10 protein-coding genes are annotated in these 14,711 nt (G+C 70.6%); 7 read left to right on the plus strand and 3 right to left on the minus strand.

The window, feature by feature from the left end:
• Nucleotides 1-7: 7 nt before the first annotated feature.
• The gene (locus Q2K20_RS07935) at nt 8-2,431 is read left to right on the plus strand and encodes a RelA/SpoT family protein (protein ID WP_159148720.1); all 2,424 of its coding nucleotides are present in this window, start codon (nt 8-10) and stop codon (nt 2,429-2,431) included.
• Nucleotides 2,432-2,565: 134 nt separating this feature from the next.
• Here the strand turns inward: Q2K20_RS07935 and Q2K20_RS07940 are convergent, their stop codons facing one another.
• Nucleotides 2,566-3,489, minus strand: a complete 924-nt coding sequence (locus Q2K20_RS07940) for a peptidylprolyl isomerase (RefSeq protein ID WP_317176764.1) — start codon at nt 3,487-3,489, stop codon at nt 2,566-2,568.
• Between the two features lie 210 nt (nt 3,490-3,699).
• Between Q2K20_RS07940 and Q2K20_RS07945 the strand changes: the two genes are divergently transcribed.
• On the plus strand, nt 3,700-4,365 hold the full coding sequence (locus Q2K20_RS07945) for an MBL fold metallo-hydrolase (protein ID WP_269501462.1): 666 nt from the start codon (nt 3,700-3,702) through the stop codon (nt 4,363-4,365).
• A 46-nt stretch (nt 4,366-4,411) separates the two neighbouring features.
• Entirely contained in the window at nt 4,412-5,692 is a 1,281-nt protein-coding gene (gene hisS, locus Q2K20_RS07950; RefSeq protein WP_069389870.1) for a histidine--tRNA ligase, read from the plus strand.
• A gap of 61 nt (nt 5,693-5,753) precedes the next feature.
• Here hisS and Q2K20_RS07955 read toward each other — a convergent pair whose 3' ends face one another.
• On the minus strand, nt 5,754-6,677 hold the full coding sequence (locus Q2K20_RS07955) for a neutral zinc metallopeptidase (RefSeq protein ID WP_069389869.1): 924 nt from the start codon (nt 6,675-6,677) through the stop codon (nt 5,754-5,756).
• A 235-nt stretch (nt 6,678-6,912) separates the two neighbouring features.
• Here Q2K20_RS07955 and aspS point away from each other — a divergent pair, with 235 nt between their 5' ends.
• On the plus strand, nt 6,913-8,712 hold the full coding sequence (gene aspS, locus Q2K20_RS07960; protein ID WP_269501466.1) for an aspartate--tRNA ligase: 1,800 nt from the start codon (nt 6,913-6,915) through the stop codon (nt 8,710-8,712).
• A gap of 27 nt (nt 8,713-8,739) precedes the next feature.
• Here aspS and Q2K20_RS07965 read toward each other — a convergent pair whose 3' ends face one another.
• Entirely contained in the window at nt 8,740-10,044 is a 1,305-nt protein-coding gene (locus Q2K20_RS07965; RefSeq protein WP_269501469.1) for an alkaline phosphatase family protein, read from the minus strand.
• 130 nt (nt 10,045-10,174) lie between these two features.
• Between Q2K20_RS07965 and Q2K20_RS07970 the strand changes: the two genes are divergently transcribed.
• The 3 genes from Q2K20_RS07970 to alaS all read left to right on the plus strand — a co-directional run bounded on the left by Q2K20_RS07970 (nt 10,175) and on the right by alaS (nt 14,669).
• Nucleotides 10,175-11,575: a replication-associated recombination protein A gene (locus Q2K20_RS07970; protein ID WP_096905415.1), complete on the plus strand. Its 1,401-nt coding sequence runs from the start codon at nt 10,175-10,177 to the stop codon at nt 11,573-11,575.
• An 82-nt stretch (nt 11,576-11,657) separates the two neighbouring features.
• Complete coding sequence (locus Q2K20_RS07975; RefSeq protein ID WP_167457804.1) at nt 11,658-11,804, plus strand: hypothetical protein; 147 nt, start codon at nt 11,658-11,660, stop codon at nt 11,802-11,804.
• A 204-nt stretch (nt 11,805-12,008) separates the two neighbouring features.
• Nucleotides 12,009-14,669, plus strand: coding sequence for an alanine--tRNA ligase (gene alaS, locus Q2K20_RS07980; RefSeq protein ID WP_269501480.1), 2,661 nt, complete (start codon nt 12,009-12,011; stop codon nt 14,667-14,669).
• The last annotated feature ends 42 nt before the right edge of the window (nt 14,670-14,711 follow it).

Genomic DNA, 14,711 nt, shown 5'->3' on the forward strand with positions numbered 1-14,711 from the left:
GCCGGAGATGACGCAACGGCAGGACCCCGCCGGGCAGCCGGACGGGGGCGCGCAACCCGGACAGACGGCTCAGCCCCAGCCCTCGACCCCGCAGCCCTCGACACCCCGGCCCCCGGCGCCCCAGCCCGCGACACCCCAGTCCGCGACCCAACCGCTCCCCGTGATCCCGGGCAACCGTCCGTCCGCCGGTCGACGGGTGCGTGCGCGGTGGGCTCGCCGCCTCACCTCGGGTCTGACCGTCACCTCCACGCCGGCGGTTCTCGAACCGTTGGTGCGCGTCCACCGGATACACCACGCCAAGGCCGACGTCGGTCTGCTGGCACGCGCGTACACCCTCGCGGAGAAGCAACACGAGGGCGTCTACCGCAAATCCGGCGATCCCTACATCACCCACCCACTCGCCGTGGCGACCATCTGCGCGGAGATGGGTATGGACACCACGACGCTCGTGGCAGCGCTGCTGCACGACACGGTCGAGGACACCGACTACTCGCTCGCGCGGCTGGAAGCCGACTTCGGCGGTGAGGTCGCCCATCTGGTGGACGGCGTCACCAAGCTGGACAAGGTCGAGTTCGGCGAGGCCGCCGAGGCGGAGACCATCCGCAAGATGATCATCGCGATGGCACACGACCCCCGCGTCCTGGTGATCAAGGTGGCCGACCGCCTGCACAACATGCGCACGATGCGGTTCCTGCCGCCCGAGAAGCAGGTCAAGAAGGCGAGGGAGACCCTCGAGGTGATCGCCCCGCTCGCGCACCGGCTGGGGATGGCGACCATCAAGTGGGAACTCGAGGACCTCGCCTTCGCGATCCTCGAGCCGAAGAAGTACCAGGAGATCGTGCGGCTCGTCGCCGACCGGGCCCCCAGCCGCGACGTCTACCTGCAAACGGTGACCAACCGGGTCAGGGCGGACCTCGAGAAGGCGCACATCCAGGCGCGGGTCGAGGGCCGACCCAAGCACTACTGGTCGATCTACCAGAAGATGATCGTGCGCGGTCGGGAGTTCGACGAGATCCACGACCTCGTGGGCATTCGTGTCCTGTGCGAGGACGTGCGCGACTGCTACGCCGCGATCGGGGTCGTCCACTCGACGTGGAAGCCGATGCCGGGGAGGTTCAAGGACTACATCGCCCAGCCCCGCTTCGGCGTGTACCGGTCGTTGCACACCACCGTGATCGGACCCGACGGCAAACCCCTCGAGATCCAGATCCGCACCCACGAGATGCACCGCAACGCGGAGTACGGCATCGCGGCGCACTGGCGCTACAAGGAGACCCGCGGCAAGCACAACGGCGACCCCGCCGAGGTCGACGAGATGGCGTGGATGCGGCAACTGCTCAGCTGGCAGCGTGAGGCCGCCGATCCCGGCGAATTCCTGGACTCCCTGCGCTTCGAGATGACCAGCAAGGAGATCTTCGTCTTCACCCCCAAGGGAGACGTCATCAACCTTCCGGTCGGTGCCACACCCGTGGACTTCGCCTACGCGGTCCACACCGAGGTCGGCCACCGCTGCATCGGGGCGCGGGTCAACGGCAAACTCGTCGCCCTCGAGCGCCCGCTCGAGAACGGCGAGGTGGTGGAGGTCTTTACCTCCAAGGACCACAACGCCGGCCCCAGCCTGGACTGGCAGAAGTTCGTGGTCTCCGGCCGCGCCAAGAGCTCGATCCGGCAATGGTTCGCCAAGGAGCGCCGAGAAGAGGCCCTGGAGCGGGGCAAGGACCTCATCACCCGTGAGGTCCGACGGGGCGGGGTCCCCGTCCACCGCATCTTCTCCAACGAGTCGCTCGCCGGCGTGTCCCGCGAGCTCGGATTCGCCGACGTCACCGCGCTCTACACGGCGATCGGGGAGAACCACGTCTCCGCCAAGGCCGTGGTCGGTCGTCTCATCGCCGCTCACGGGGGCGTGGACGAGGTCACCGAGGAACTGGCCGACCGCTCCCGCGACAAGACCATGACCCCGCCCCGCCCCACGACCTCCGGGGCCGGCGTGCTCGTGGGCGGTGTCGAGGACGTCCACGCCAAGCTCGCCCGCTGCTGCACCCCGGTGCCGGGGGACCAGGTCCTGGGTTTCATCACGCGCGGCGGTTCGGTCAGCGTGCACCGCACCGACTGCACCAACGCCTCCGACCTGCACCGGGAGCCGGAGCGACTGGTCAAGGTCGAATGGGCGCCCCAGCCGGGCGCGGTGTTCCTCGTGGCCATCCAGGTGGAGGCCCTCGACCGCCACCGTCTGCTCTCCGACATCACCAAGGTCCTGGCCGATGAGAAGGTCAACATCCTGTCCGCGTCGGTGCAGACCGCGGGCGACGACAGGGTGGCGATCTCCCGGTTCACCTTCGAGATGGCCGACCCCAAACACCTGGGTCACGTCCTCGGCGCGGTCCGCAAGGTCGAAGGCGTCTTCGACGTCTACCGGATGACCTCGAACTGACCGACGCCTCCGCGGCTGACCGATCCTTCCGCGGCCGGCGGTCATGGACCCCGTCGGGCGACGCGGACCCGGTGGGACGACACCGGCCCCGGCCGGGAGGCCGGGGCCGGAACTGACGGCCGGGTGCTACGGGGTCACTCCTCGGGCAGGCCCTCCTGGGCGCCGACCGTGACCTTCTCGATGACCACCGGGCGGCGCGGTGCCTCGTAGTCCGGATCGCTCTGGTCGTCGCTCTTGGTCCCGGCATCGGCGATCTCGTCGAGGACCTCCAGACCGGACTCACCGATCGTGCCCATCACGGAGTACTCGGGCGGCAGCATGGAGTCCTCGTACACGAGGAAGAACTGACTCCCGGCGCTGTTCGGCGCCTGCGACTTCGCCATGGCGACCGTGCCGCGCGGGTAGACCGACATACCCGAACCGTCCTCGGCTACGGGGAGATCGGTGGGCGGCTCGTCCACGATCGAGTACCCGGGGCCCGAGAACCCGGTCCCCGTCGGGTCACCACACTGCAGGACCGACAGCTGCGAACCCTCCCCGCCCTGCGTCAGTCGATGGCACTCGGTGTCGTCGAAGTACTCCTGCTCCGCGAGGTGCACGAAGCTCGCGACGTTGCAGGGGGCGCCCTCACGATCGAGGGTCAGGGGGATCTCACCGCTACCGGTGGTCACGACGATCTCGGCCGTCCCTCTCCTGGGCTGGTCCCCGGTCGGGGGGTCCATCTCGCGCTTGGACTCCTCGATCTCGTCGACCTGCTCGTTGAAGCGACGCGCCTCGGCGACGATCTCGGGCCCCTGGTCCTCGAACTCCGCCGGGTCGACCTTCTCCATCGGACTGGTGTCCTGCGGGTACTCACAGGTCACCCAGTCGGCGGCGTACTGCTCGGCCCGGGACTGTTCCGCCTTGTTCCAGACCACGACGCCCACGATGCCGAGGAGGACCACCACCACGACCGAGGCACCGGCGATCTTCAGCTGCTTCTCGCGGCGCGCCTGCGCCTCCATCTGCTCACGCAGACGTTGGCGCGCCTCGGCTCGGCGTTCCTGGTTGGTGGACACTGACCCTCCTGGGGACCTGGACTAGGCTGGGACTCCACGGGCGGACCCGTACGGTGGGGCTCCGTGAAGAGCCCCACGCGGCGGTCCAGCCCAGGGTCCTTGTCTACCAGGTCGGGTAGTGACGGCCGAACGCCACTCCGGTGTCGGGCGCCGTTGCCCGGCACCGGGCGCCGAACGGCGCCGACAGTGTCGAGAAAGGGAGTACGGGACGTGCAGATCGTCGGTTTCCCCGCCGGGATGTTCCAGACCAACTGCTACATCGTGGCGGACGACGCGGGCGACTGTGTGGTCGTCGACCCGGGGCAGGACGCGGAGGAGCAGGTCCGTCGTCAGATCTCCGAGGCCGGGCTCCGGCCCCGCGCGGTGCTGCTCACGCACGGGCACCTCGACCACATCTGGAACGCACGGCAGGTGGCGGATCACTACGGGGTCCCCGCCTACATCCACCCCGAGGACCGCGAGATGCTCTCCGATCCGGGCAAGGGGCTCTCGCTCGACCTGTCGGCGATGCTCAAGGGCGTCACCTTCACGGAGCCGGCCGAGGTCATCGAGGTGTTCGACGGCGACACCCTCACCATCGGCTCGATGACCTTCGACGTGGACCACGTCCCGGGTCACAGCCCCGGCTCGGTCTCGTTCCGGATCACCGTGCAGACCGAGGACGGACCCCGGCTGGTCGTGCTCGGTGGGGACGTACTGTTCCAGGACGGTGTGGGACGCACCGATCTGCCCGCGGGGGACACCGAGGTGCTCATGCAGTCCATCGCCAAGAAGCTCCTCGTCCTGGACGACGACGCCGTGGTGTTGCCCGGGCACGGGCCGTCCACGACCATCGGTCGTGAGCGTCGGTCGAATCCGTTCCTGCGCGACCTCTAGACCCACCAGCCCCACCCGCCCCTCCAGATCCAAGGACGCCTCACCAGTGACCGGCAACGCCAAGAACACCGCACTCAAGGCACCCAAGGGTGTTCCCGACTACGTGCCTCCGGCCTCCGCCGGGTTCGTGACGGTCAGGGACGCCATCACCACCGCCGCCCGTCGCGCCGGGTACGGACACGTCGAGCTGCCGATCTTCGAGGACACGGCGTTGTTCGCACGCGGCGTGGGGGAGTCGACGGACGTGGTGTCCAAGGAGATGTACACGTTCTCCGACAGGGGCGGCCGGAGCGTCACACTGCGCCCCGAGGGCACGGCCGGGGTCATGCGTGCGGTGATCGAACACGGGCTGGACCGGGGCCAGCTCCCGGTCAAGCTCTGCTACGCGGGCCCCTTCTTCCGGTACGAGCGCCCCCAGGCCGGGCGGTACCGCCAGCTCCAGCAGGTGGGCATCGAGGCGATCGGCGTCGACGACCCGGCCCTGGACGCCGAGGTGATCGCCGTGGCGGACGAGGCGTTCCGCTCCCTCGGACTCACCGGGTTCCGCCTCGAGCTCACCTCACTCGGGGACGAGACGTGCCGCCCCGACTACCGGGAACGGCTCCAGGATTTCCTCACCGGGCTGGACCTCGACGAGGCGACGCGGGAACGCGCTCGGGTCAATCCGCTGCGCGTCCTGGACGACAAGCGCCCCGAGGTGCGTGCCCAGCTCGAGGGCGCTCCTCTGATGATCGATCACCTGTCGGACGCGAGCGCCGAGCACTTCGCGACCGTTCGGGCGCACCTGGACGCGCTGGGCGTCGCGTACGAGGTCAATCCCCGCATGGTGCGGGGCCTGGACTATTACACCAAGACGACCTTCGAGTTCGTGCACGACGGCCTCGGCGCCCAGTCCGGGATCGGTGGCGGTGGCCGCTACGACGGACTGATGGAGCAGCTCGGCGGCCAGGCGCTGTCCGGCATCGGGTTCGGTATCGGTGTGGACCGGACGGTGCTCGCACTGCAGGCCGAGGGGATCGACCCGGCGGCCGAGGGGCGCGTCGACGTGTACGGCGTGGCCCTCGGCGCGCAGGCCAAGGCGACTCTGGTGCCCGTCCTCGCCGAGTTCCGCCGCAGCGGGCTCCGCGCGGACATGGCGTACGGGGACCGCGGCATGAAGGGCGCCTTTAAGGCCGCGGACCGCTCCGGCGCGGCGATCACCGTCGTCGTCGGGGAGAACGAGCTCGCCACCTCCACGGCCGTCGTCAAGACGATGGCCACCGGTGAGCAGGAACCTGTGCCCCTGGAGGGTCTCGTCGACCACGTGACCAGGGCCGTCTCCCGTTGAACCCGACCGTCCGGCGCGACCGGGCGACCGGGGCCCCACCCGCGCGTCAGAGCCGGGCGCCTCAGAGCTGTGCGCGGAAGGTGTCGCAGGCCTGCATCGAGCCCTGCTCGTAGCCCGTCAGGAACCACTGTCGGCGCATCTCCGATGACCCGTGGGTCCACGAGCCCGGGTCGACACGGGCGCCGCCGGTGCGCTGGATGTGGTCGTCGCCGATCGCCTCGGCGGTCCGGATGATCGCGTCCACGTCGCTCCCGGTGAGGCTCTCCAGCAGCGGCGGGCCGCCGTCGGGAGCCGGGGTCGAGGTGGCGTAGTGGGCCCACAGGCCGGCGTAGCAGTCGGCCTGGAGTTCGACCCGGACCGCACCCGAGGAGGGGCCCTGCGGGTCCTGCTGCGACCGGCGGATGTCGCCGAGCATGGTCTGCAGGTGGTGGCCGAACTCGTGGGCGACGACGTACATCTGCGCCGCACCGGAGGGTGGGCCACCGAGCTGGCGCACGAGGACCCGGTCGAAGAACGCGGGGTCTATGTACACGTTCTCGTCGGCCGGGCAGTAGAACGGTCCGATGTCGGAGGAGGCGCTACCGCATCCGGTGTCGACGGCACCGGTGAAGATGGTGGTGTGGGGCTGGACCCAGCGCATCCCGATCTGGTCGGGCAACTGGGTGTTCCACACGTCCTCGAGGCTCTCGGTGGTGGCGACGACGCGGCAGATGGTGTCGGTGTTGGCCTGCTGCAGGTCGCACTGGTCGATGTGGGCCTGGAACTGCTGCGCCGAGTCGGAGGTCTGTGCCCGTCCGCCGGTGGCGCCCGGGTCCGTGCCACCGCCGTCGAGTCCGAGCTGGCCGGGGTCGACGCCGAGGAACAACGCGATGACGACGACGACGAGGCCGCCGACACCCCCACCGACCGCCATCCCCCGGCGACCCCCTCGGCCCCCGCCGGAGACCCCACTGGTGTCCAGTCTCCCGCCCTGCCGGAACGTCATATCGTCACCTCTCGTCCACACCGGCCGCCGGTCCACCCGGGCACGCCGCACCACCGCGGTGCTTGTCGGATCACTGTATGGGCCGTCGGGACGAGGTCGCAGCCGAGACGGGGAACGCCCGCGGGTGGACGTAGACTGTCCCTCGTCCGAACCCGGGGCCGACCGCTCATCCGGCGGTGGGTCCGTTCCGGAGTTCGCCGACCACACGACTTTTCCCGACGAGAGGACAACCGCAGTGCTGCGCACCCATTCCGCCGGCCAGCTCCGAGCCGCCGACGCAGGGGAGACCATCACCCTGGCCGGCTGGGTCGCGCGCCGCCGGGATCACGGCGGGGTCATCTTCGTCGACCTCCGCGACGCGACCGGCGTCTGCCAGGTGGTGTTCCGCTCGGAGGACGTGGCCGAGCGCGCACACCGCCTCCGCAACGAGTACTGCGTGGCCGTGACCGGCGTGGTGGACCGCCGCCCGGAGGGGTCGGAGAACCCGAACCTCGCCTCGGGCGAGGTCGAGATCGACGTGACCTCGTTCGAGGTGCTCGGCGAGGCCGCGGCCCTGCCGTTCCAGCTCGACGACGAGGTCGGCGAGGAGGCGCGCCTCCGTCACCGCTACCTCGACCTGCGGCGTGAGGGCCCGGGCGCCGCACTGCGCCTGCGGTCCGAGGTGAACGCCGCGGCGCGGGGCGTCATGGCCCGTCACGACTTCGTGGAGATCGAGACGCCCACGCTGACCCGCTCGACGCCCGAGGGGGCCCGCGACTTCCTCGTGCCCGCCCGCCTGCAGCCGGGGACGTTCTACGCTCTCCCGCAGTCGCCGCAGCTGTTCAAGCAGCTGCTCATGGTGGCCGGGATGGAGAAGTACTACCAGCTCGCCCGCTGCTACCGGGACGAGGATTTCCGCGCCGACCGGCAGCCGGAGTTCACGCAGCTGGACGTGGAGATGAGCTTCGTCGACCAGGACGACGTGATCGCCGTGGCCGAGGAGATCCTCACCGAGGTGTGGGCCACGGCCGGGTATCAGATCTCGACCCCCATCCCGCGCATGACCTACGACGAGGCGATGCGTCGCTACGGTTCGGACAAGCCCGACCTCCGGTTCGACATCGAACTGGTCGAGTGCACGGAGTTCTTCGCCGACACCCCGTTCCGGGTGTTCAAGGCGCCATACGTCGGCGCGGTCGTCATGAAGGGCGGGGCGTCGCAGCCCCGTCGTCAGCTCGACGCCTGGCAGGAGTGGGCCAAGCAGCGAGGCGCCAAGGGCCTGGCGTACATCCTCGTCGGTGAGAACGGCGAGCTGGGCGGCCCCGTCGCCAAGAACCTGTCGGACTCCGAGCGCGCCGGGATCGCCGCGCACGTGGGCGCGGAGCCGGGGGACTGCATCTTCTTCGGCGCCGGAGCGGTCAAGTCCACCCGGGCGCTCCTCGGTGCGGCACGCGGCGAGATCGCCGAGAAGCTCGGCCTGATCGACCCCACCCGGTGGGCGTTCACCTGGGTCGTCGACGCCCCGATGTTCGAGCCCGCGGACGACGCCACCGCCGCCGGCGACGTGGCCGTCGGTTCCGGTGCGTGGACCGCCGTGCACCACGCGTTCACCTCACCCAAGCCCGAGCACCTCGACACGTTCGACACCGATCCGGGATCGGCGCTGGCCTACGCCTACGACATCGTGTGCAACGGCAACGAGATCGGTGGCGGGTCGATCCGTATCCACCGCAAGGACGTCCAGGAGCGGGTCTTCGGCGTCATGGGCATCTCGCAGGAGGAGGCGCAGGAGAAGTTCGGGTTCCTGCTCGACGCCTTCTCCTACGGCGCCCCGCCGCACGGTGGCATCGCCTTCGGCTGGGACCGCATCTGTGCGCTGCTGGCCGGAACCGAGTCCATCCGCGACGTCATCGCCTTCCCCAAGTCCGGCGGCGGGGTCGACCCGCTCACCGACGCCCCCGCGCCGATCACCACCCAGCAGCGCAAGGAGTCCGGCATCGACGCCAAGCCGGTCCAGCGCGGGCAGGCCGCCCAGGACGGGGCCGCAGCCGGGTAGTACCCGAGGCGGGCGGCCCCGGGCGTCTCAGAGGTGGAACGCCTCGAGCGCCGGGCGCCCGTCCATCCCGGAATGGTCGAGTCCGAACAGCCGGGCCACCGTCGGCGCCACGTCGAGGGTGCGCACGGGACGGTCGACGACCTGCCCCCGGCGGACGATCCGGTGCCCGCCGGCGATGAAGAACGGGATGCCGAGCGTGACCTCGTGTCCGTGGTTGCCGGGGATGGGGTTGGAGAACGGGGTGGGGTCGGAGAACCGCCATCCCGGATGACAGGTGGCCACGAGGTCGCCACCGCGCTCGCCCAGGTCGAGTTCGGCCGGATCGTAGAGGCGGTTGACGCCCGGGAGCGCGCCGACCACCTCACGCAGGCGCGCCAGGGTCGCCTCGCGTTCTCCGGCGGGGCCGAGGTGGGCGAAGGTGTCGGCGCCCCCGTTCTGGGCGATCCCGACGCGCCCGCGCAGCGCGGGGTCGGCGTCGATCGCGCCGGCGGCACTGATGAGGCGCAGTGGCTCCGACCAGTCCATGCCGTGATCGGCCAGCACGATGAGCACCGACCGTTCCCACCGGCCGGTGGACCGCAGGAACTGCTCGAGGTCCCACAGCTTGTGGTCCGAGTTGTACACCGCCTGGTTGCGGGCCAGTCGCAGTGAGGTGCCGGACAGGTCCATGTGGCCGAAGCGGTCCATGTCGCCGAGGTTGACGAACGTCATCCGCGGGGCGTGGTCGGTGATGGTCTGCTTGAGGGCCTCGACGGTGAACCAGTCGAGCGAGTGGTCGGTGACCGGCACCAGCGGGAAGGGTGCCCACTGCACGCTCGCGCGGCCACCGAACAGGCCGTGTAGGTAGTCCTTGCTGAGCACGCTCGCGGTGGTCAGACCCGCCTCGGTCCGGATGCGGTCCAGCACGGTGGCCGCCCGCAGGTCGTCGGGCCGGTCGAGGGTCCTCTCGTCCCCGATCGCGTGGTCCCAGATGGCGTTCGCGGGCACCCCGTTGCGCGCGGGCAGCACCCCGGTGACCATGGCGGCGTGGTTGGGCAGGGTCTCGGCGATCATCACGGAGGAGGCGTCGGTGAACCGCGTCCCCTCGGAGGCCCATCGGTGCAGGGTGGGCGCCTGGGCCGGGTTGAGTTCGTCGGGCCGCATGCCGTCGGTGACGATCACGTAGACGTCGAGGTCGTCGGCCACCGGGCGCACCGGGTTCGCCCACACGGGGGCGGGGTCGGCGAGCAGGGTCACCCCGACGGCGCCGGCGGCGGCGACCATGCCGGCGCCGGCGAGCGCCTCACGACGGGTGAGTGTGGGTCCGTGGGTGGGGTTGTCGTCGCGGCACATGGGGCTGGGGTCCTGACGGTCGGGTGGTGGCTGGCGGGTCGGTGTGCCCGGCGGGGGACGTGGCATAGCTGACCACCAGGGAACCCGACGACGACGAGGGCTGCCCGCACTTTCGGTGATCGGACGCCGAATGTTCACCCGGGGGTCGGAATCCGGGCCCGCCGGTAGCCTGGTCGGCGTGACAGACGATGCCGGGTTGTTCGCCGCCGGGGACGCGGGCGGACACGCGCCCCTCCCGCCCGCGGCGGGGGACGTGGACCCGTCCGCACCGCTGGCCGTGCGTATGCGGCCACGGAGTCTCGACGAGGTGATCGGCCAGGAGCACCTGTTGCGGCCCAACTCCCCGCTGCGGCGGCTGGTGGAGGGGCGCGGCGGCTCCTCGCTGATCCTCTACGGTCCGCCGGGTACCGGGAAGACGACGCTCGCGAACCTCGTCGCGAGCACCTCGGGTCGGCACTTCGTGGCGCTGTCCGCGTTGAGCGCGGGGGTCAAGGACGTCCGCGCGGTCATCGACGACGCCCGCACCCGCCAGGTGCACGGTCAGCGCACGGTCCTGTTCATCGACGAGGTGCACCGGTTCTCCAAGAGCCAACAGGACGCCCTGCTCGCCGCGGTGGAGAACGGCATCGTCCTCCTGGTCGCCGCGACCACGGAGAACCCCCACTTCTCCGTGATCGCCCCGTTGCTGAGTCGATCCCTCATCGCCGAGCTCCGGGGGCTGGACGACGCGGGTGTCGCCGGCGTCCTGAGGCGCGCGGTGGCCGAGGAGCGGGGCCTGGCCGGCGAGGTCGAGCTGACGGACGAGGCGGTGGAGGACATCGTCAGACTGTCGGGGGGCGACGCCAGACGCAGCCTCACGATCCTCGAGGCGGCGGCGGGGGCCGCGGAGGACGGGGTGGTGACCCCGGAGATCGTGGAGCTGAGCCTGGACGCCGCACCTGTGCGCTACGACCGCGACGGGGACCAGCACTACGACGTCACGAGCGCGTTCATCAAGTCCATCCGTGGGTCCGACGTGGACGCCGCCCTGCACTACCTCGCGCGGATGCTGGTCGCGGGGGAGGACCCGCGGTTCATCGCCCGGCGCCTCATGGTCCACGCCAGTGAGGACATCGGGATGGCCGACCCCACCGCGCTGCTGGCCGCGGGGGCCGCCGCCGAGATCGTGCAGAAGGTCGGACTGCCGGAGTGCAGGTTGGCGCTGGCGCAGGCCACCATCCACCTCGCCACGGCCCCCAAGTCCAAGGCGGTCATCGCCGCGATCGACGCAGCGATGGCCGATGTCCGCGCGGGCGGGGTGGGCGAGGTGCCCAAGCATCTACGGGACGGCCACTACGCCGGGGCGAAGGGCCTCGGCAACGGGGTGGGCTACCGCTACGCCCACAACGCGCCCGCCGGGGTCGTGGCGCAGCAGTACCCGCCCGACGAGCTGGTGGGGCGTGACTACTACGAGCCGAGCCCGCACGGGCACGAGCGGGAGCTGGGTGCGCGGGTGGACAAGCTCCGCAAGATCATACGAACAGAGACGTAGCCAGTTCTTGAGAAATATGTGAGTATCGTTAATAAGTGCTTGACCAGGCACTTTAATCACGCCGCTCACCCTGGAGGAAACTATGGCCTATCTCCTGTCCACGCTCGTCAGTGTCGCGACCTCGATCGGGGTCTGGGGCACGGGGGCACACAGCATGGGGCTCCTGCCCCGGGAGGCGTTCATCACCGCCGCCAACTTCGGCATCGTCCTGCCCCCGATGCCGCGCTGACCGTCCATCAGGCAGGGCCCGCCCTGCACCGGGCGCCCATTCGCCGGTTCGGCCGGGTGGGCGCCCGCTGGCGTTCCCGGGGCCGCCCACCTCGTCGTCGTCGTCAGGTCCGTCCCGGCCCACCTCGTTCCCGGTCCCGCCCGGGCGCGGCGGTAGGCTGGGACCTCGCCCGAGACCACCAGTAGACGACCAGTGAGGCCCCCAGTGCAGACCCATGAGATCCGGCGCCGCTTCCTCGAGCACTTCGTCAGGGCCGGCCACGCCGAGGTCCCCAGTGCGTCTCTGGTGTTGGACGATCCCAACCTGCTGTTCGTCAACGCCGGGATGGTGCCGTTCAAGCCCTACTTCCTCGGCCAGGAGACCCCGCCGTTCGCCACCGCGACCTCCATCCAGAAGTGCGTGCGCACCCTCGACATCGAGGAGGTGGGCATCACCACCCGCCACAACACCTTCTTCCAGATGGCCGGGAACTTCTCCTTCGGCGACTACTTCAAGGAAGGCGCCATCCGGCATGCGTGGTCGCTGCTGACCACCCCGGTCGACGCCGGCGGGTTCGGGATCGACCCCGCGCTGCTGTGGGTCACCGTGTACCTCGACGACGACGAGGCCCACGGCATCTGGCGGGACGTGATCGGGGTGCCCGAGGAGCGCATCCAACGCCGCGGTATGGCGGACAACTACTGGTCCATGGGCGTGCCCGGCCCGTGCGGACCGTGCTCGGAGATCTTCTACGACCGTGGGCCCGCCTACGGGGTGGACGGCGGGCCCGAGGCCGACGAGGATCGTTACATCGAGATCTGGAACCTCGTGTTCATGCAGAACGAGCGAGGGGAGGGCACCGGCAAGGACGCCTTCGAGATCCTCGGCCCGCTGCCCAAGCAGAACATCGACACCGGCATGGGCGTCGAGCGCGTCGCGTTCCTGCTCCAGGGCGTGGAGAACGTCTACGAGACGGACCTGCTGCGCCCGGTCATCGAGACCGCCGAGCGACTGTCCGGCGCGAAGTACGGTGCGGACGGCGCCGCCGACGTGCGGTTCCGGGTCATCGCTGACCACGCCCGCACCGCCTACATGCTCATCTCCGACGGCGTGACGCCCGGCAACGAGGGCCGCGGGTACATCCTGCGCCGTCTACTGCGTCGCATCGTCCGCTCCGTGCGCCTGCTCGGGGCGACCGGCGAGACGATGGCCGAGTTCATGGCCACCGTCCGCGACGCGATCGGCCCGTCGTTCCCCGAGACCGTGTCCGGGTACGACCGGATCGAGCGGATCGCGGTGGCCGAGGAGGTTGCGTTCCTCAAGACCCTCGAGTCCGGGACGCAGCTGTTCGAGCGCGCCGCCTCCGACGCCCGGTCGTCGGGCGCCGCGGTGCTCACCGGCCGCCAGGCGTTCGCCCTTCACGACACGCACGGTTTCCCGATCGACCTCACCCTCGAGATGGCGTCCGAAGCCGGGCTGCAGGTGGACGAGGAGGGCTTCCGTTCCCTCATGTCCGAGCAGCGCGCCCGCGCCAAGGCCGATTCCCGGGCCAAGAAGCACGCCCACGCCGACCTGTCCGTCTACCGTGACTTCCTCGACGCCGGCGAGACCGTCTTCACCGGCTTCACCGACCTGACCGACGAGTCGCGGCTGCTGGGCATCGTCTCCGGCGGCGAGGCCGTCCACGTCGCCCGCGAGGGGGACGCGGTGGAATTCCTGCTCGACCGCACCCCGTTCTACGCCGAGTCCGGCGGACAGCTGGGCGACCGCGGCATGATCTCCACCGCCGGCTTCCAGATGCGGGTCGACGACGTCCAGAAGATCGGCAAGAAGCTCTGGGTGCACAAGGGCGTCCTCACCGGCGGCGAGGCCGAGGCCGGTCAGCTCGTCACCTCCGCCGTCGACCCCGAGTGGCGCAAGGGCGCCACCCAGGGCCACTCCGCCACCCACCTCGTCCACGCCGCACTGCGGCAGATCCTCGGCCCGGAGGCCGTCCAGGCAGGCTCGCTCAACAAGCCCGGCTACATGCGGTTCGACTTCAACTGGTCCGGCTCGATCCCCTCCGACGTCCTGGCGCAGGTCGAGGAGGTCACCAACACCGCCGTCGACGCCGACTATGGGGTCAACACCGTGGAGACCACCCTCGAGGAGGCCAAGCGCATGGGCGCCATGGCCCTATTCGGCGAGAACTACGGCTCCCGGGTCCGCGTGGTGGAGATCGGCGGACCCTTCTCCATGGAACTGTGCGGCGGGACCCACGTGTCCAGCTCCGCACAGATCGGGCCCGTCAGCCTGCTGGGGGAGGCGTCCGTCGGCTCCGGGATCCGGCGCGTCGAGGCCTACGTGGGCATGGACGCCTATCGCCACCAGGCCCGCGAGCGGGCGCTCGTGTCCGGGCTGGCCGCCTCGCTCAAGGCGCCCACCGACGAGCTGCCCGATCGCGTCGCCGCCCTCACCGCCAAACTGCGTGAGGCCGAGAAGGCGCTCGAATCCCTGCGGGCCTCCCAGCTCGCGGCCCAGGCCGGCGACCTGCTGAACTCGGCCGAGGACCTCGGCGGCATCCGGTTCCTCGCACACAGCACCCCCGGCGGCGCCGCGGGAGACCTGCGCGCCCTCGCCTCCGATCTCAAGGGACGGCTCGGCTCGGACGCCGGGGTCGTGTTCCTCACCGCCCCGGCGCAGGACAAGGTCCCGTTCGTCATCGCCGTCAGCCCCGCCGCGCAGGATCGCGGACTCAGGGCCGGCGACCTCGTCAAGGCCATCGCGCCCGCGCTCGGTGCCCGCGGCGGCGGCAAGCCGGACATGGCGCAGGGTGCAGGGTCCGACCCGGCCGGGATCGACACCGCGGTGTCCGCGCTGCGCGACGCCGTCCGGGACGCCGGATGACCGACGCCCCGGGCGCCGCGGCCGGGCCAGCCGGGCCAGCCG

Source organism: Dietzia sp. IN118, from assembly GCF_032905965.1.
GTDB lineage: Bacteria > Actinomycetota > Actinomycetes > Mycobacteriales > Mycobacteriaceae > Dietzia > Dietzia kunjamensis.